The sequence below is a fragment of the Leptolyngbya sp. 'hensonii' genome (genome assembly GCF_001939115.1).
GTDB lineage: Bacteria > Cyanobacteriota > Cyanobacteriia.
The window spans coordinates 91,763-108,573 of record NZ_MQTZ01000012.1 but is presented as its reverse complement, the minus strand read 5'-3'; the positions used below and the strand labels follow the sequence as shown (position 1 = coordinate 108,573).

General features: G+C 52.4%; 18 protein-coding genes. 10 read left to right on the top strand and 8 right to left on the bottom strand.

What is annotated here, in order from left to right; translation table 11 throughout:
* Window positions 1-27: 27 nt before the first annotated feature.
* The 3 genes from BST81_RS04925 to BST81_RS04915 form a co-directional block, all read right to left on the bottom strand.
* A complete protein-coding gene (locus BST81_RS04925; RefSeq protein WP_075597426.1) occupies window positions 28-525 on the bottom strand; it encodes an HNH endonuclease in 498 nt (165 codons plus the stop codon).
* Window positions 526-681: 156 nt separating this feature from the next.
* Entirely contained in the window at window positions 682-2,673 is a 1,992-nt protein-coding gene (gene speA, locus BST81_RS04920) for a biosynthetic arginine decarboxylase (RefSeq protein ID WP_075597425.1), read from the bottom strand.
* Window positions 2,674-2,758: 85 nt separating this feature from the next.
* Window positions 2,759-3,274: a polyketide cyclase / dehydrase and lipid transport gene (locus BST81_RS04915; RefSeq protein WP_075597453.1), complete on the bottom strand. Its 516-nt coding sequence runs from the start codon at window positions 3,272-3,274 to the stop codon at window positions 2,759-2,761.
* Window positions 3,275-3,583: 309 nt separating this feature from the next.
* On the opposite strand from BST81_RS04915, the gene hemF reads away from it, so the two are divergent.
* Window positions 3,584-4,612 (top strand): oxygen-dependent coproporphyrinogen oxidase, encoded by a 1,029-nt coding sequence (gene hemF / locus BST81_RS04910; RefSeq protein ID WP_075597424.1) that lies wholly within the window; start codon window positions 3,584-3,586, stop codon window positions 4,610-4,612.
* A 551-nt stretch (window positions 4,613-5,163) separates the two neighbouring features.
* Window positions 5,164-5,523 carry an STAS domain-containing protein gene (locus tag BST81_RS04905; protein WP_075597423.1) on the top strand — a complete coding sequence of 120 codons (360 nt, stop codon included), beginning with the start codon at window positions 5,164-5,166 and terminating at the stop codon, window positions 5,521-5,523.
* A 63-nt stretch (window positions 5,524-5,586) separates the two neighbouring features.
* Here BST81_RS04905 and BST81_RS04900 read toward each other — a convergent pair whose 3' ends face one another.
* Both BST81_RS04900 and BST81_RS04895 read right to left on the bottom strand, forming a co-directional pair.
* Window positions 5,587-6,216 carry a chromophore lyase CpcT/CpeT gene (locus BST81_RS04900; RefSeq protein WP_075597422.1) on the bottom strand — a complete coding sequence of 210 codons (630 nt, stop codon included), beginning with the start codon at window positions 6,214-6,216 and terminating at the stop codon, window positions 5,587-5,589.
* Entirely contained in the window at window positions 6,186-6,947 is a 762-nt protein-coding gene (locus BST81_RS04895) for a hypothetical protein (protein WP_171974670.1), read from the bottom strand. Before BST81_RS04895 ends, BST81_RS04900 begins: the two co-directional genes overlap by 31 nt.
* A gap of 103 nt (window positions 6,948-7,050) precedes the next feature.
* Here BST81_RS04895 and BST81_RS04890 point away from each other — a divergent pair, with 103 nt between their 5' ends.
* From BST81_RS04890 to BST81_RS04875, 4 genes are all read left to right on the top strand, one after another.
* Complete coding sequence (locus tag BST81_RS04890) at window positions 7,051-7,887, top strand: methyltransferase domain-containing protein (RefSeq protein WP_216351215.1); 837 nt, start codon at window positions 7,051-7,053, stop codon at window positions 7,885-7,887.
* Window positions 7,888-7,977: 90 nt separating this feature from the next.
* Window positions 7,978-8,541 carry a hypothetical protein gene (locus BST81_RS04885; RefSeq protein ID WP_075597419.1) on the top strand — a complete coding sequence of 188 codons (564 nt, stop codon included), beginning with the start codon at window positions 7,978-7,980 and terminating at the stop codon, window positions 8,539-8,541.
* Window positions 8,542-8,850: 309 nt separating this feature from the next.
* Window positions 8,851-9,216, top strand: coding sequence for a hypothetical protein (locus BST81_RS04880; protein WP_075597418.1), 366 nt, complete (start codon window positions 8,851-8,853; stop codon window positions 9,214-9,216).
* A gap of 254 nt (window positions 9,217-9,470) precedes the next feature.
* Window positions 9,471-10,139: a ferritin-like domain-containing protein gene (locus tag BST81_RS04875; RefSeq protein WP_075597417.1), complete on the top strand. Its 669-nt coding sequence runs from the start codon at window positions 9,471-9,473 to the stop codon at window positions 10,137-10,139.
* A 62-nt stretch (window positions 10,140-10,201) separates the two neighbouring features.
* On the opposite strand, the gene BST81_RS04870 is transcribed toward BST81_RS04875, so the two are convergent.
* Window positions 10,202-10,522 (bottom strand): hypothetical protein, encoded by a 321-nt coding sequence (locus BST81_RS04870; protein WP_171974673.1) that lies wholly within the window; start codon window positions 10,520-10,522, stop codon window positions 10,202-10,204.
* A gap of 69 nt (window positions 10,523-10,591) precedes the next feature.
* Window positions 10,592-11,137, bottom strand: a complete 546-nt coding sequence (locus tag BST81_RS04865; protein ID WP_075597416.1) for a pentapeptide repeat-containing protein — start codon at window positions 11,135-11,137, stop codon at window positions 10,592-10,594.
* A 198-nt stretch (window positions 11,138-11,335) separates the two neighbouring features.
* Here BST81_RS04865 and BST81_RS04860 point away from each other — a divergent pair, with 198 nt between their 5' ends.
* From BST81_RS04860 to BST81_RS04845, 4 genes are all read left to right on the top strand, one after another.
* Window positions 11,336-11,569, top strand: coding sequence for a hypothetical protein (locus BST81_RS04860; RefSeq protein WP_075597415.1), 234 nt, complete (start codon window positions 11,336-11,338; stop codon window positions 11,567-11,569).
* Between the two features lie 16 nt (window positions 11,570-11,585).
* A complete protein-coding gene (locus BST81_RS04855; protein WP_290439417.1) occupies window positions 11,586-11,942 on the top strand; it encodes an HU family DNA-binding protein in 357 nt (118 codons plus the stop codon).
* Between the two features lie 93 nt (window positions 11,943-12,035).
* The gene (locus tag BST81_RS04850; RefSeq protein WP_075597413.1) at window positions 12,036-13,040 is read left to right on the top strand and encodes a zinc-dependent alcohol dehydrogenase family protein; all 1,005 of its coding nucleotides are present in this window, start codon (window positions 12,036-12,038) and stop codon (window positions 13,038-13,040) included.
* Between the two features lie 144 nt (window positions 13,041-13,184).
* Window positions 13,185-15,353: a pentapeptide repeat-containing protein gene (locus BST81_RS04845; protein ID WP_075597412.1), complete on the top strand. Its 2,169-nt coding sequence runs from the start codon at window positions 13,185-13,187 to the stop codon at window positions 15,351-15,353.
* Window positions 15,354-15,426: 73 nt separating this feature from the next.
* Here BST81_RS04845 and BST81_RS04840 read toward each other — a convergent pair whose 3' ends face one another.
* On the bottom strand, window positions 15,427-16,779 hold the full coding sequence (locus BST81_RS04840) for a 16S rRNA (cytosine(967)-C(5))-methyltransferase (protein ID WP_216351214.1): 1,353 nt from the start codon (window positions 16,777-16,779) through the stop codon (window positions 15,427-15,429).
* Between the last annotated feature and the right edge of the window lie 32 nt (window positions 16,780-16,811).

Sequence of the window (16,811 nt, the reverse complement as noted above, 5' to 3'; positions counted from 1 at the left end):
ATTCAGAGTAACTATTGTAACCCAGAATTAAATTCCGATCACGTACTTGCGCCACTCCTGGTGGACCCCATTCTTCAGGTGCTTGGTGACTTCAAAGTACAGGCCACTGTGGGGTCTGTGGGGAGGATTACGCAAACTCATGCTGGCTTCTTTAGGGGTACGACTTCCTTTTCTCACATTACATCCCACACAGGCCGTGACAATGTTTTCCCAGCTATCATCTCCCCCGCGCGATCGGGGCGTCACATGATCCAGGGTCAGATCATCTCCGGTATAGCCACAATACTGGCAGGAATGGCTATCCCGATGCAGAATATTTCGTCGGGTCAGGGGAATTTCCTTATAGGGGACCCGAACATAATGACGCAGCCGAATCACGGTCGGCAGGGGAAAGCCACTATACACATATTTGCCGTTATGTTCGACCTGCTCTGCCTTTCCCTTGAGCAAAAGGACGATTGCCCTGCGCCAGCTCGTAATGTTGAGCGGTTCATAGGAGGCATTCAGCACTAGAACCTTGCCCATTGATGACTCAATAGAAGCTGTGTTTCACCAGATATTAGCACAGCAACGCCAAACTGAATTTTTTCTACAGGAATCCTGGGGGACAAAGGACTTTGCCCCCACTCCTTGATTCTGCCCTACTGGCCAGTCAATTATTCATGGACGGGTAGTCAAAACCTAGGCAGTTAGGTAAGTATATCCGCTCAGGCTCCGCTCGTAGTTGCCCAGCAAAAGTTGGGATTCTTCCAGGGTAATCCGCTTCTCCTGTAAAGCATGCTCCGATTGCTGACGAATACTCTCAACCAGGTCCTCCGCATCGTACTGCACATATCCCAGCACTTCCCGCATGGTATCTCCCTTCACCACATGGTTGATCCGATACCCCTCGGGAGTCAGACTGATATGAACCGCATTGGTATCCCCAAAGAGGTTATGGAGATTGCCCATAATCTCCTGGTAAGCCCCATTCAAAAACATGCCCAAGTAATAGGGTTCACCTGCTTTCAGCGCATGTAACTCTAGCACGGATTTCACATCCCGCAGGTCAATAAAATGGGCGATCTTGCCATCACTATCACAGGTCAGGTCAGCCAGGGTAGCCCGACAGGTAGGTTCCTCATCCAATCGATGAATCGGCATGATCGGAAAAAGCTGGTCGATCGCCCAGCTATCGGGAGCCGATTGAAAGACGGACAGATTGATGTAGTAGATGGAAGCCATAATCTTTTCCAGGTCTTCCAGGTCATCCGGGACGTATTCCTGGCGGCGGGCGATCGCCAGAATTTTCTGACAGCAAGCCCAGTAAAACCGCTCGGCTTTAGCCCGTTCGGTCAAACTGGCATAGCCCAGACTGAACGCATTGATGGCCCTTTCTTTGAACTGGACGGCATCGTGATAAGCCTCCTGGTAGTTTTCCTCATTGATAGATTGGAACGTTTCATAGAGGTTATGGATGATCAGATTCTCGCCCTCCTGGGGAGGGGCTGGCACCCCAGTTGAAACCTCGCTGGTTCCCAGGACATCAAAAACCAGAATAGATTGATGGGCTGCGATCGCCCGTCCACTCTCGCTGACTAGCGTGGGCACCGGCAGTTTTCGAGCGGTACAAACATCCTTCACCTCAGCCACCACATCATTGGCGTAGTTCTGGATGTTGTAGTTCTTCGAGGCATAGAAATTGGTTTTGGAGCCGTCGTAATCGACTCCCAATCCCCCCCCCACATCCAGGTAGCGCATATTGGCCCCCAGGTTGACCAGCTCCACATAAATCTGACTGGCTTCACTGATCGCGTCTTTGATTACACTGATATCCGAGATCTGGGACCCGATGTGATAATGCAGCAGTTGCAAGCAATCCAGCATATTAGCCGCTTGCAATTGTTCCACTGCGGTCAGAATTTCCGGGATGGTCAACCCAAATTTAGCCCGATCGCCCGCTGAGCCTCCCCAGCGACCAATCCCTTTGGAGTTGAGTTTCGCCCTGACCCCCAGCACTGGTTTGATCCCCAATTTGTGACCAGCCTCGATCGCCAGGGCCACCTCTTCCAGTTGCTCAAGCACAATAATGGTGGTCTGGCCCAGTCGCTGCGCCAAAATCGCCGTCTCAATGTACTCCCGGTCCTTATACCCATTGCAAATCAGCAGCGCCCCTGGTGTGTCCAGAGTGGCCAGGGCAATCATCAACTCTGGCTTAGATCCAGCCTCCAGACCAAACTGATGGGGTTTGCCAAAACGGACCAGGCTTTCTACCAGGTGCCGCTGCTGGTTACATTTAACCGGAAACACACCTCGATAAAGTCCCGGATAGTTGTAACGGGCGATCGCCTTATTAAAGGCCGCGTTCAAGCGCTCAATCCGATCTTCCAGAATATCGGAAAACCGAATCAGCAGGGGCAAGCCCAAATTACGTTGCTTCAGGGCATTGACCAGTTCAAACAGATCCAGAGATCCCCCCCGATCGCCTCTCGGAGAAACCGTGATATGACCAGCCGCATTGATGGAGAAGTAAGGTTCGCCCCAACCGGTAATGCGGTAGAGTTCCTCACTTTCTTCGATCGTCCAGCGCTTGGATGCGGACTGAACGACTGTTGGAAGAGGTTGAACCGTAGGGGTTTCTGATTGCCCTTCTCCGTCGTCTCCAACCTGAACAATCACCGACTGTCCGACCATATGCACTCAAACCTCCTAGATCGACTGCCAATCTGAGAGTGTAACGCATCTCAATTAGATTAGGATTCATATCCCAGGGGGAAAATTAAAAATCAAAACAGCCATCTTTGAGGACTTTAACCTTGCCCGCGACGGCCTGTTCAGTCGCCTGAGCTAGTTCTGAGGCAACACGAGCTGCATAGGGCTGTAAGAAAGACCAGATCAAAGGCGTTAACCATCCATTCAAAGTGACGGAATAGGAGACACAGGTCCCCAGAACGGTTGATTCAACCTTATAGGTGACGCGCTCTTCAATCCCTGGCATGGCTATGATGCGCACACTCATCACTTCCATGGGGCGAACCAACTCCACAAAAATCCGCACTGGAATCGGGCTCAACCGAGTCACAGCCTGATAAATCAGCCCAGGCTTCACTTCCAGTCCTCTGGGAACATTGGTACTGGATAGAAGAGGATGCCAGGACACATCTGCCAGGTCAACAATTTTCTTCCATAAGTCATCCACTGAGGCCGAACTCAGGACCCCGTAAGTTCTAGCGAGAGAGCATTGGAACCAGCGTTTTTGGCGGCGAATCAATTTACCAGACAGGAAGTTTAGCATCCAAACACCTTCTCCCATATCTGCCACTTTCAACAGTTTGCCAGGAAGCCAGATACAGGGATAGAACAGAAAATATATCTCTACAGATTTGTCCAGACGAATATGTAGAACTATGCATTTTAAGCCAGGTTGGGATGCAAAAGCTATATTCCTCCGAAAGGAGTTCAAGTCACCCTTGGGCAGACCGTACCGGCCTGCCTTTACGGGCATCTATAAAACTCAACAGTTATAAAACTCAACAATCATTATGGGGGGATGGGCTTTGGTATTATCATGATTGGCCGCTAATTTCTCACTGCAACCGTATTTATGACTACTTCTGTGACCCCTCAGGCAAGCACCTCAACCTCTCCTCCACCCCCTGACTCACGGGAACGGGTCAGCCAGTTTCTCCAGGATCTGCAAGATCGGATCTGTCAAGGACTGGAGCAGTTGGATGGCGTCGCAACCTTCCAGGAAGATTCCTGGAAGCGAGATGAAGGAGGCGGCGGTCGATCGCGGGTGATGCGAGAAGGGGCCGTGTTTGAACAGGGGGGCGTCAATTTCTCAGAGGTCTGGGGATCTCATTTACCGCCATCGATCCTGGTTCAACGTCCGGAAGCAGCCGGTCATCAATTTTATGCCACCGGGACTTCTATGGTGTTGCATCCCCGCAACCCCTACATTCCGACAGTCCACCTTAACTATCGCTACTTTGAGGCCGGTCCAGTCTGGTGGTTTGGGGGTGGGGCCGATCTGACACCCTACTATCCCTTTGCCGAAGATGCCGCCCACTTCCACCGAACTTTGAAGCAAGCCTGCGATGCTTGCCATCCAGAGTACTACCCGACCTTTAAACTCTGGTGTGACGAATACTTCTACCTGAAGCACCGACAGGAAACCCGAGGTGTCGGCGGGATTTTCTTCGACTATCAAGATGGCCAGGGTGAATTGTACCGGGGACCCGCCAAAGAAGGACTCGCTGCCCAGTACAGCCATCAAATTGGAACCTTGCCCAGTCGCTCCTGGGACGATCTGTTTGGTCTGATTCAGTCCTGTGGTAATTCCTTCCTGCCAGCTTATGTGCCGATCGCAGAGCGCCGCCGGTCGATCGAATATGGGGAGCACCAGCGCAGCTTTCAACTCTACCGCCGGGGTCGTTATGTGGAGTTCAATCTGGTCTACGATCGAGGCACTATCTTTGGGCTACAGACCAATGGCCGCACCGAATCCATTTTGATGTCTCTTCCACCCCTTGTCCGGTGGGAATATGGATTCCAGCCTGAGCCTGGCTCCCCTGAGGCAGAACTCTATCAGACTTTCCTGAAGCCGCAGGATTGGGTGAACTGGGCCTCCTGAGCTGCGTCTGGCAGGCAAGCGCCTCAGGGAATAACTTCAGCCGGGACGCTTGGAGTAGGGTATAAATCAGAAGCCAGATTGATCCTGACTTTCAATTCCTATCCTAGGCTCCCTGGCTCCCGCTATCAAGTTTGTAGATATGATGAAGGTTGATAATTTCCCAGAGGCGTGGGCATGATTAGAGGAGACTCTCCGTCATTCAAGAGGGGCAGTTTTTATCTGGACCTGAAGGTTTGATTGAAGGTTTGATTGAAGGTTTGATTGAAGGTTTGATTGAAGGTTTGATTGAAGGTTTGATTGAAGGATGATGAATGAATCACCTCCAGTCGCCCTGATTTTTCTGTGGGATTGCCCAGCAATCCTGAGGGGATCGGGGTTCATTCGGTTAAAATCTGCCAGCTTTTAATTTTGCATTTTCAACTTTATAATTGCTCTAACTTGTTCAGGAGTCTTTTTCTGACTGGTCTGCAGCACTAGATGGCGATCGAAATGTTCGTTTGTGAGCTAAACTCCAGACATCCGTAAATTTGAAGGGAGGGTAAGCGGCCCAGATGGATCAAAAGACGTACACCACGAAAGACGGCACAGTAGTTATTGTCCTGACTCCGACTGGACGGCTAGATATTACGACAGCGTGGCAATTTCGTCTGAAATTGCAAGAATGTATCTCTAAATTGAGCCGTCATGTCGTGGTTAACCTCGGTCAGGTCAACTTCATTGATAGCTCGGGCCTAACCTCACTGGTGGCTGGAATGCGGGATGCCGAAAAAGTGAAGGGCAGTTTTCGAATCTGTAATGTGCACCCGGAAGCCAAGCTGGTGTTTGAAGTCACCATGATGGATTCAGTCTTTGAAATCTTTGAAACCGAAGAAGAAGCTCTGGAAGGAGTCCCCCGGGGAATTGCCAGCTAGTCATGGGTCATCGGTCATCTGTCGTTAACCAGTGCATGACCCATGGTTTATGGCTCATCTTCCTTAAATGGGCAATTCCTGAGAAAAGTCCTGGCGCTTGATGAATCGAAATGGACCCATGATTGCTCCCCACAGGGCTTTACCCGTTGCTGGATCTATTCCTTTGTCATAGCTGAGGAAATCATCGGGGCTGGCCTCAAATCCTAGAGAGACATAGCGGAGTTCTCCTTGATAGGGGAAGCAACAGCGTGCTTCTGCCGTTAAAAAGGCTTGAAACCGATAGCTGCTTGGCTGCAAATGTTGCCAGGTCACATTCAAAGTACATCCCGGCAATAGTTCTATCTGGTCTGGAGTTAGCCGTTGCAAACACTCTGGCGCGGTCCCCGCACCCTGGAAAGCAGCAGGCTCCTTCAGTCTGTAGTACTGGATCTGAAGCGACTCACTCTGCCGCAGCCCTATAATTCTCTGGCGGTAGGGCTGATCCAGGTTCACCAGGCTGGCCTGTTCTGCAAAGAGGAGAAGACTATCGTCCAGAAAGAGGGGAACAGGCCGATGCCATAGCCGGAGATGCACGTACCAGACGGGTTCTGAGATCGCTTGCTCCCGGTTTTCAAACTCCCCAGCGAGATACCGAGCTAGGGCGAGTAGTTCAGGAGAGTATCCTATTTTGTCCGGCCCATGGCTTTGCGGCATTGTGAAATCAGTTGATCCCAATCTCCAGCCCATCCTTGTTCCTTTGCTTCCTTGGCCAGATTGATCGCTTCGTCATACTGGCCCCTATCTTGATAGATTTTGGTCAGTAACTGGTAACCCCCGTGTTTGGGAAAAGCGCTATGAGAATAATTATGATGCATTGCTTCTGCAACCTGCGGCGCGATCGCAATTTGTTGTGTACAAGCCTGAATGGCGGTTTCTAGAGCGTCTGGAAAACTGTCTCGATCGGCATAATAAACCTCTCGCTTCAGTTCCCAAAAAAAATGCAGGGTCACCACATCCTTTTCCTGGCCAGACTCCTGTTCTGCTTTGGCTAGAATACGCCGTGCCAAGTGACGATCCTGGGCTTTCTTAAACCAACTGGCCAGGCACCAGAGCAGTTGAGTGGGCGTCAGCCCAATGTAGGAAACGTTGCCCTGTGTCAGGGGATGGGGGTTTCCGGGTGTAGTCCCTAGTGGTTGATAGATGGACTCAATATAAGCTTGCTCAGTTTCTGTAAATTCAGATAACCACCAGTCAGCCAAACCCAGATAACCAATTTCCCCCCTGACTTTGGATAGCATAATCACCTCCGAGCCCCGGTCTTGAGCTGCTCCGTTTTCGTCTGGTGCTTCCCGGCGATTCAGCGCTCTTGTTAAACGCTTGTTACTTTCAGGATGTCTTGGGAATTGATAGACCCGCCCCGGCCTGTCTTTTCCAGTTGAAGCCATTACAATGCCCTATGAATAAAATAGAAAGCTCTTGCATGAGGTATGGAATTACTTGCAAAAAGCATGAGAGGATTCTAACTCTTATTGAGAATAAAAATCAATAATGATGAGGACAATGGTTAAAGACGATCGCTATATTCTGGCCAAGGGGTCAGCCGGTGCTGACCGGCTCCAATTGGTGAATGATGTTCATGGGTTAGATACGGCCAACCTGCTGCTCAAGGTAGGGTTGCAGCCAGGTATGGCAGTTGCTGACATTGGCTGTGGGATCGGTACGGTCTCCTGCTGGATGGGCCAACAGGTGGGAAGTAGTGGGGCAGTTCTGGGCATTGATGCCAGCCCAGAGCAACTGGAACAGGCCCGCCTGAAGGCTCAGCAGGCTCGCTTACCCCACGTCAGATTTGTGGAAGCCAGTGCCTATGAAACCGAGCTCCCGTCAGAGTCTTTTGATCTGGTGTACTGCCGGTTTCTACTGATGCACCTACAGCGTCCCCTGGATGCCTTGCGGGAAATGCAGCGTTTGGTCAAACCGGGGGGAATTCTGGTTTGCGAAGAGTCTGATTTTACTAGCCCCTTCTGTGTGCCTGCCTCTGCTGCTTTCGAACGCTGCTTTGAACTCTATCTAGCCCTCGGGGATCTCCGGGGACACCACTTCCGGATTGGTTCAACCCTCTATCGCCTGTTCGTGGAGATTGGATTGACCGCACCAGAGGTGAGCTTGGCCCAACCGGCTCTGGTACGAGGAGACGCAAAACGTCTGCCAGAGTGGACTCTGGCAGAAATCGCCCCTGCACTGCTGGCTGCAAACCTGACGACTGCGGCTGAAATAGATGCCCTAACTCAGGCTATGGCCCAACTGGCGCAGGACCCGTTGACCCTGTTTGGTATGGCTCGAATGACCCAGGTTTGGGCCCCAAAGGAGGTACGGATTTTTACCTGAAAGGGTGGTGATATAATCAGCTACTCCCAATTAAGCTTTGTACAAGATCGAAACAACATTTTTACTGGCTGATTGAGGTCTTTTCATCCCATGGCTGATTTCCTGATTCCGCTGGCATTTGTCTCCTCAATTCTGCTTGGTCTTACGCTTCTGGTAGTGGGACTATTTTCCGCCCCCTGGCCCATTCTTCTGCTCTTGCTGGTGCTAGTCCTAGTCAGCAGCCAGCGACTGCTGCAGACAACCCAGGAAGACCCCCTCTCCTCCTTGATCGGAACCCCCAGTTCAAACAAGCCTGATCTGGCAAGTCGGCCAACCCAGGATGAGATCTTAATCTATCGGGGAGTGCGATTGAAGCGCCTGCCGCCGATCGGGAACTCCATCAATGATGGGAATGGAACAGAAGGCCGTACCACCCGAGAAGAGGTTCTGATTTACCGTGGGCAGCGGATGAAGCGAATTGTAGCTGACTCAGAACTTGCTGAAGCAGAAAGCTCTGTTGCTGACAAGTATCAGGATACTGCCTGGAAATCTCCACAATGGCAAAGCCTAAAGGATCTCCGGCCTATTTCCAACCCTCCCATCGGGGGCAATCAGGCTCGCAAAGTTATCCCCATTTCGGAAATAGCACCCAAACCTGAGAAAAATAGACCTTAAGCAATTCTGCAGGTCATTTGAATAATCTAAGTTTCTTTGTTAGAAAGATAGTAGGGGCAAAAATTTCGCCTGAGTTTTGCTGGATGAAGGTTGCACTCCTCCTTAGGTTCAGGGTGCAGACGCTCAGTTTCAAGCTTCTTGCCTGGCTTCAAATTCTTGCTATGGCTTGCGGTCGAAGTTTACTGGCTCAGTCCATTATCCGAATTCGCCCATCAATTTTTGTTCTCTGCTCTTGTGGTGTGAAGGGAAAGCTCTAATTTCATTTCACAGACTGCCAACAGCGGCAGTTCCTTCAGGAGGATTTCAGAAATGTTAAGCGTCATTACTACTATCCTGACTGCAACCGTGGTCACATTCAGTCTGACCGCGATCGTTCAGGCAGAACCTGCTCTGCCCACCCTGGATTCCATTCCCAAAACAGATCAGTCAGCTAATTCCTTAATCGATATCAAACCGCAAACTGCGGCCACAACGCCAGTCCAACCCGTGACTAATTCCAGTAATCTGCCGATTAACATTTATGAGCAGAACCAGCTTGTTCTGAAGGTAGATGAACGGATTGAGCTGATTGGAAGACCCCAAACGGTTGTGAACAGCCCATTCGGCATTAATCGTGTGGCTAGTGTCCCCGATGAATCTGGAACGGTACAGTTGCAGTTGCAGTTTCAACAGTAATGGACTAATTGGCGTTGCTGAATAGAAGTATGATTTTCGTGTTTGAGCCTTATGCAGCCCTCACCCTAGCCCTCTCCCAAAGGAGAGGGAACAAGAGTTTTAGCTCCCTTCTCCTGCGGGAGAAGGGTTGGGGATGAGGGTAATTCATATTTGCATTCAGCAAAGCCGACTAATTTTCAGCAGATCCAATCTCAGCAGCTCTCCGTATACCTCTTCGTAATGCATCAATGATTCTGCATTTTGAGGAGACACTCATGGAGAATGAAAGGTTTATGCTGTCCGGAAATCTCTCTCGTCGTCGGACTCAGTTCTCGCGGCGAGACCTTCTGATGGCTGGAACGATCACGGGGGTCCTGGGAGGATTGACCCTTCCAACTTTGGTGGCTCAAGTTGCTCATGCAGCCCCAGCAGACAAAAAGAACGACATCAAGATTTTGAATAATGCCCTGTACTATGAGCATCAGGCGATTTGGGCCTATGGGTTTGCTGCTGGTAAGCTGAGTAGCAGTGATGTGGGTAAAGCCGTGCTCGCGCTGGCCCTACGCAATCAGGCAGACCACAAACAGCATCGGGATGCTCTGGCTGCCGCCGTGCGTAGCCTGGGGGGTAAACCTGTGATGGCAGAGGCCAGCTACGACGTTTCATCCTACATCAAGAACCAGGAGGGCAACCTGGATAATGATGTTAATATTGCCAAGCTGGCCTTAGCCCTGGAGGTAGATGCTGCGATCGCCTATACCCAGGAGGTGGCCAAACTCAAAACCCCAGCCCTGATCACGGCAGGGGCTAGCATCGGCAGTACAGAATCTGCCCATGCTGCAGCCATTCGAGCAACCTTCAAAGCTCTAGGGGTGGGGATCGAGATCGTTCCAGCAGCACTGGTCAGTGCAAATAGTCGGACAGCCTGGGTCTTAAAGGTTTAAGCCCAAGGTTGCCAGCCCGGAAAGGATGAGGCGCTGCAAGTAACGCCTCATCCGAGATAGCCTCATGGTGAATGGGTATCAGGAACGGGAGTTTCACTTGGATGACCCGCCTCTTCTACTGGCAAATTAGCCAGAAAAACCTGCAATTTCGGGCGATAAACATAGGGCCATCCCCCCTCAGCTTCAATATTTCTCAGTAGGGTATAAAGAGACTGGCGATCGCTCGGCAAAGATTCCTGAAATAGCGTGTCACGGATTTCTCGATGCAAATTCTCCAGAGCACGAAGCAGGGCCAGTAGAGCCAAACAGTCTCCCTGATGTTGATAGGCTTCTGTCCTGAACTGCTCCACCAATAGATCGATCGCTCCCCCAGGGGGCGTCATGACAGGTTGATTGTAAGAGTCCTGATTCACGTTAGTGGCTTGCCTTGATTGGATATGGGGCAGCAGATGTCATCGCGATAGGGATGGATTGCCAATAGGGTTCGAAGGTCCAGGCTGGTATCCCTTTCCATCTGGCATGATCGTACCCGTTAGCTTGGCCCCAGTCAGCCTAGCCCCTGTTAACTTTACCTTAGAAAGATTAGCGCCCCGCAAATCTGCATTAGTGAGGTTAGCACCTTCCAGATTAGCCCGCTCTAAGTCAGCCTCTTTCAAGTTAGCGCCTGTCAGATCGGCATTAGTCAGATCGGTCGTAAATAAATTGGCCCCTGATAGATCCGCTTCGCGCAGATTGGCCCCCTGGAGCTTCACCATAGCCAGGTTTGCCTTTTGCAGATTAGCTTTGTCCAGTCGAGCCAGGTTTAGATTAGAGCCTTGCAGGGCGGCAGCAGCCAGATTGGCTCCACTGAGTCTGGCCCCTTCCAGAATGAAGTTGTATAGATTGGCTTCCGACAGATCGCAGCCATTACACTCACCGATCGTCAGCAATTTCTGGACATCTTCAGGATTTGCCGCCAAGGTGGACCCAGAGGGCAGAAGCAGCAATAAAGAAACCATGGTTAATGGGAAGGCTCTCATCTTTGTTCTCAGAACATCTCGTCTTGCATTATCCCAAACTAGTCTACGCTGAGAGCTTAACTAGGCTACAAATTTGTGAAATCGATCCCATAGGTTTGGGTGTTTTTAACACTCTCAATTTGGAAGGTTTGAGGTAAAATTATCGTTGCCTCATATCTTACGCAGCAATCATTGACCATGATCACTGTAAAGGTAATTCGGAAGGAGACGGGTCTCCCGGAAAAGAACCATAAGGTCTTTATTGCCCGGAGCGGACCGCAAACTTTGGGTTTGCGGGGAAGTAAGGTTAACTGGACCAATGAGCGTGGCGAGACTCAGTTTGATATGGAACCCTGCGAAGGAATCGTCAATGTGGATGGTCGCAATCTCCATATTGGTCGCATTGATAGCAAGGTCGTCATCTACATTTGATCAAAACTTGCTCTAAATATCCTTAAAATCTGCTAAAACTAGGCCAAATTCCGAAAATACTTGTAGAATCTGGCTTGTAGCATTTTTGAGGTTACTGATGAATAAAGGTGAGTTGGTTGATGCGATCGCGGCTAAGGCCAGTGTGACCAAGAAGGAAGCAGATGCCATCCTGACTGCCATGCTGGAGGTCATCGTTGATACTGTTTCCTCAGGTGACAAGGTGACTCTGGTTGGTTTTGGCACGTTTGAGGTGCGTGAGCGTCAGGCCCGCGAAGGTCGTAACCCCAGAACGGGTAAGGCTCTGCATATTCCGGCAACCAAAGTTCCTGCTTTCTCTGCGGGTAAAGCATTTAAGGATAAAGTCACGACCTGACCCAGGACAGTGATTGACTTATCTCACACCTTCAGTCCCTGCTTGTCAGGGTCTTTTTGTTTGTATCTTGGCTTTAGGAAACCAGAGGGAGCGATGAGAGCAGTACTGATGACGGCTGCCGGTGAACCCGATGTCTTGCAGCCTCAGGAAATTTTACACCCCACAATTCAACGTCCAACCGAACTACTCATCCGCTTGAAAGCGGCTGGCATTAATCCGATCGACACCAAACTCCGCCGCCGAGGCACCTTTTATCCGGAGCGTCTGCCCACCATTCTGGGTTGTGACGGAGCTGGGGTGGTAGAAGCTGTAGGTGCGGCGGTACAGCGGTTTAAGGTGGGCGATGAAGTCTACTTTTGCAATGGTGGCCTGGGGGATCATCCCGGAAATTATGCAGACTTTACAACTGTGGATGAGCACTTTGCTGCGGCCAAGCCCCGATCGATCAGTTTTGCTGAGGCTGCAGCGGCTCCCCTGGTGCTAATCACGGCCTGGGAGGCCCTGCACGATCGGGGTCGCCTGCAGGCAGGACAGAAGGTTCTGATTCACGCTGGAGCGGGTGGGGTAGGGCATGTGGCCTTGCAGTTGGCCCGGTTACAGGGGGCGCAGGTCTGCACCACCGTGGGTTCCCAGGAAAAGGCCAATTTCGTGCAACAGTTTGGTGTGGATAAGGTGATTCTGTATAGGCAGACAGACTTTGCCCAGGCGGTTCTGAACTGGACAAATGGGGAAGGGGTTGATCTCGTCTTTGATTCGGTGGGAGGAGCCACGCTCTCCCAAAGTTTTCCGGCAACCCGCATCTATGGTGATGTCGTGACGATCCTGGATGCAGATCCAGCGACAGACTGGAAAACAGCCCGACAGCGAAATTTGAGGACCAGCTTTGAGCTGATGTTAACACCCATGTTGAAGGGATTAACGGTGGCCCAGCAGCACCAGGCCCATATTTTGGAGCAGTGCGCTCAACTGATCGATCGGGGACAGCTCAAAATTCAGGTGCACCAGCGTTTTCCCCTGGAGGAAGCAGCCACAGCCCACCGGACCTTAGAGGCTGGATCAATGACCGGCAAACTGGTGCTGGTGATCGATCGTTCCTGATGGAAACAATTCTGGGGATCGCGGCTGGATAACCCCTTGTCTTCAACTTCCCTGCCCCTAAAATCGGCTGTAAGATAGCGGCATGATTATCTTCCTGGCCCTGCAAGACTTGATCATCCCTCGCACACCTTGATCGCTGGAACTATGCTCATCCTGCGATTTCTGTGTTTCTGTCTCGCCATCATCCTGCTGTGTTTGCCCATCCAACCGGCCTGGGCCACGATCGCTCAACCTGCCCTCAGTCCCCTGACCCTGGAAATATTGCAGACCCGCATCAAATCGCCGGTTCAGAGTGACGGCATTCGCACGATTGACCTGCAACGGTTCACGATCGACCTACGTCCGGAAAACGGTACTTTTCGGGATGAGTTTTATCGGTTGTTGCAGAACCAGCTCCAGCGGTCTAATCCCCCGATCGGCCTGGATCTGAGCTACTCCCAGATTCTAGGGGAGTTTACCGGCAGCCAGTTGGGCTTACGCACCCCCCTCTATGGGCCTGCCCAGTTGCCGGTGCTGACTCCAACAGAGCAGGCCCAACTGCAGCGCGATCGCCGCCGCCTGTCTCAGCTCAGCCAGCTCTCCCGCTCCCTCCTGACTGCCCCTAACCTGGGTGCCCCTGCCCCTGCTTCTCTGCAGATGAGTGTTTTTCGGGGACCACTGAAGCTGTTGCAGACCCGATTGAGTGGTCCGGTCAACTTCGCCAATACCTTTTTCTTGAACCGGGTCGAAGCTCAGGGAGCCACCTTTACCCAGGAGGCTGATTGGTCTCAAACTCGCTTCAGCCAGTTGGTCAGTTTTGCTGGGGCCACCTTTGGCCGGGAGGTCCGCTTCCGCAACAGCATTTTTTTCGCTAAAGCTCGTTTTAACCAGACCCAATTTCAAGCGGGAGCCAGTTTCTACGGCAGCGAATTTCAGGCTACCGCTGGATTTAACCAGGCCCTGTTTCAGCAAGTGGCGAATTTTAGCCGCACCCGCTGGCAGGGCAACGCGGACTTTGCCCAGGTCCACTGGCAGGAGGAAGTTCAATTCACTAAGAGCAAATTTGAGCAGGCACTGTTCTTGACGGAAGCCACGATCGGCCGATCGATGACGTTTCGCGAAACCCAGTTCAATGCTCCGATCAACTTAAGGGGAGCGGCCCTGCTGGGCCAGGCTGATTTCAGTGATACAGGTTTTGCCCGATCGGCTTACCTAAATGTGCCGGGACTCAAGTTTGACTCCAACCAATCCCGCCTGTTGGGAACCCCAGGGCAAATCGGGCGGCTGATCTCAGTGCCCACCCTGCAGGGCAATGAAACGTTGTTGCGGGAATTGGTGCGTAACTTTCGGGAGTTGGAGCAGATCACGGATGCCAATCAGGTGGAATACACCACCGAGCGGATTCTGCTGCGGGAACTGGGGCAAAAAATTGTGGGAACCAATATCAATGCGGCTTCCATCCGGCAGTTACTTCAGGCTGGCTTCACGCCACTCCAGGCAGAGGGGATCGTCCAGCGCCGGATCGATCGGCCTTTCCGGTCCCTGACTGATTTACTGGCTATGGACGGGATTGACCTCTCCACCTACGTGCGGGTCCGTGATCGGGTTGTCCCAGGAGAACCCCTCTCCCCGACGGGACAGCTTCTGAGCGGCCTGCAATGGATTGGCCTGAATTTACTACTGCTGCTTAGCCTCTATGGCACCAGCTCCTGGCTGGTACTGGGGGTGGGGATCGTCACGATCGCCTTTTTTGGCGTCATGCTTTGGTTAGTGGACCGATTCCGGCGGCTGCGTCCCCAGCCGATCGTCCCACGGTTGGATGAAACCCTCTGGGTGCTGAGCAGTTTTGCCCTGCTCACCCTACTGGGCATGACTGCGATCTTTCGCACGGCCGATCGTCCCTGGTGGACAGTGGGCTGTCTCAGTGTGGTGGCCATCCCCATTCCCCTGCTCCTGATCGGGTTGATTTACCAGCGGGGACGTTACCACGACTTGATGACGGTCAGTTACTTTGTGGAAGAGGGGAGTCTGCGCCAGTTGCGCCTACTGATTGGTCGGTTGCCTGTGATTCCTCGATTTCCCCTGTTTCGGGAGCGCTATCTCCCTATCCTCTGGGATCGGCGCTGGAACTGGCTCAATTACTTTGACTTTAGTTTGAACAACCTGCTGAAGTTGGGCTTTAACGATCTGCGGGTGCGGGATGAACATCTCCCAGGACTGATCGCCACCTTGGTCTGGTATCAGTGGAGTCTGGGGATTCTCTACATCTCCCTACTTCTCTGGACCCTCTCCCGCACCATTCCTGGTCTGAACCTGTTAATTTACTTCAGATAACACCCATTAGAAGCTGGCCCCACCCTCCCAAGAGGGGACACCCCCGTACAGAGGTTGCCTGCAACGCCTCTAGTTACTGCTTTTTCAGGCGCGCCATAAAAAATCCATCCATCTGATGGCGATGGGGCCAGACCTTGACCCACCCTTCCGGGGTGGCAAAGGCAGCGACTGGCGAATCAGGGCCAGGAGGCTGGATGCCCCAATCTGGATGCTGATCGAGAAAGGTCTGAATTAGCCGTTCGTTTTCCAGGGGGTGGAGAGTGCAAGTGGCGTACACCAGAATGCCTCCCGGTTTGACCCAATGGATAGCCTGGTGGAGCAATTCCTCCTGCAAAACGCCCAGCTCCGCCACCGAAGCTGGGGTCTGTCGCCAGCGGGCATCGGCATGACGGTGCAGGGTACCCAGACCGGAGCAGGGAGCATCCAGCAAGACCCGATCGGCCTGCCCCTCAAACTGGCTCAGGGTTCGGCTATCCCCGGCACAGATCTGGATGCTCTGTAAGTGCAGACGATCGGCATTCTGCTGTACCTTGCGTAGCCGCCCCGCACTGCGATCGCAGGCCCAGATTGTCCCCTGATCCTGCATCAACTCCGCCAGATGGGTCGTTTTTCCCCCTGGAGCAGCACAGGCATCAATGACCGTCTCCCCTGGTTGGGGATCGACGAGATGCCCCACCAGTTGGGCGCTGGCATCCTGCACCATCCACCCACCCAGGTCAAAACCGGGCAGGTGCTGAATTGCACCGACGGGACCGGTCAGGCGTAGAGCCTGGGGCAATCCCGGAATGGCTGCAACGGCCACTCCAAAAGCCTGCAGAGCCGCCTCCACCTCAGCCAGGGATGCTCGCAGGGGATTAATCCGCAGATCGATCGCAGGGGACTGATTCAGCCTGACACAGAGCTGTTCGGCCTCGTCCAACCCCAATTGCTCCTGCCAGACATGCACAATCCAGTCGGGATAGCTATGCCGAAGGCCCAGACGGGTAATGGGGTCTGCTGTTTCAGCGATCGGTGGATCGACGTTGCCCTTTGAGCGCTCCATCTGGCGAATAGATTGTCTCAGCAGCCCATTCACGACTCCAGTTAATCCGGCCAATTTATTCTGTCTGGCCAGATCTACAGTCGTATCTACCGCTGCCGCCGCCGGAATATGGTTGAGATAGAGCAATTGATAGAGACCCAGATGCAGAATCATCCGCAAATCTGGGGGTTGTTGGGCAGCCGGTTTTTTGCCGAGGTAATCAATCCAGGCATCCAGAGTCCGCTGCCGCCGCACTGTACCATAGACCAGTTCGGTCAGGAACCGCCGATCGACCTCAGATAGAGTGGCCTGCTGCAAGGTTTGATGCAGTTCCACATCGGCGTAGCCGCCCCGATAGATGGCCCGAAGCGTCATAAAAGCCAGTTGTCGGGGATTCAAAATCACACAATTTGCCTCAAAATATGGGGAGATGCGAT

Excerpts from the sequence above, each read along its gene's own strand:
- BST81_RS04925 (WP_075597426.1), bottom strand. The coding sequence starts at position 525 with ATGGGCAAGGTTCTAGTGCTGAATGCCTCCTATGAACCGCTCAACATT.
- speA (WP_075597425.1), bottom strand. The coding sequence starts at position 2,673 with ATGGTCGGACAGTCGGTGATTGTTCAGGTTGGAGACGACGGAGAAGGG.
- BST81_RS04915 (WP_075597453.1), bottom strand. The coding sequence starts at position 3,274 with ATGCTAAACTTCCTGTCTGGTAAATTGATTCGCCGCCAAAAACGCTGG.
- hemF (WP_075597424.1), top strand. The coding sequence starts at position 3,584 with ATGACTACTTCTGTGACCCCTCAGGCAAGCACCTCAACCTCTCCTCCA.
- BST81_RS04905 (WP_075597423.1), top strand. The coding sequence starts at position 5,164 with ATGGATCAAAAGACGTACACCACGAAAGACGGCACAGTAGTTATTGTC.
- BST81_RS04900 (WP_075597422.1), bottom strand. The coding sequence starts at position 6,216 with ATGCCGCAAAGCCATGGGCCGGACAAAATAGGATACTCTCCTGAACTA.
- BST81_RS04895 (WP_171974670.1), bottom strand. The coding sequence starts at position 6,947 with ATGGCTTCAACTGGAAAAGACAGGCCGGGGCGGGTCTATCAATTCCCA.
- BST81_RS04890 (WP_216351215.1), top strand. The coding sequence starts at position 7,051 with ATGATGAGGACAATGGTTAAAGACGATCGCTATATTCTGGCCAAGGGG.
- BST81_RS04885 (WP_075597419.1), top strand. The coding sequence starts at position 7,978 with ATGGCTGATTTCCTGATTCCGCTGGCATTTGTCTCCTCAATTCTGCTT.
- BST81_RS04880 (WP_075597418.1), top strand. The coding sequence starts at position 8,851 with ATGTTAAGCGTCATTACTACTATCCTGACTGCAACCGTGGTCACATTC.
- BST81_RS04875 (WP_075597417.1), top strand. The coding sequence starts at position 9,471 with ATGGAGAATGAAAGGTTTATGCTGTCCGGAAATCTCTCTCGTCGTCGG.
- BST81_RS04870 (WP_171974673.1), bottom strand. The coding sequence starts at position 10,522 with ATGACGCCCCCTGGGGGAGCGATCGATCTATTGGTGGAGCAGTTCAGG.
- BST81_RS04865 (WP_075597416.1), bottom strand. The coding sequence starts at position 11,137 with ATGGTTTCTTTATTGCTGCTTCTGCCCTCTGGGTCCACCTTGGCGGCA.
- BST81_RS04860 (WP_075597415.1), top strand. The coding sequence starts at position 11,336 with ATGATCACTGTAAAGGTAATTCGGAAGGAGACGGGTCTCCCGGAAAAG.
- BST81_RS04850 (WP_075597413.1), top strand. The coding sequence starts at position 12,036 with ATGAGAGCAGTACTGATGACGGCTGCCGGTGAACCCGATGTCTTGCAG.
- BST81_RS04845 (WP_075597412.1), top strand. The coding sequence starts at position 13,185 with ATGCTCATCCTGCGATTTCTGTGTTTCTGTCTCGCCATCATCCTGCTG.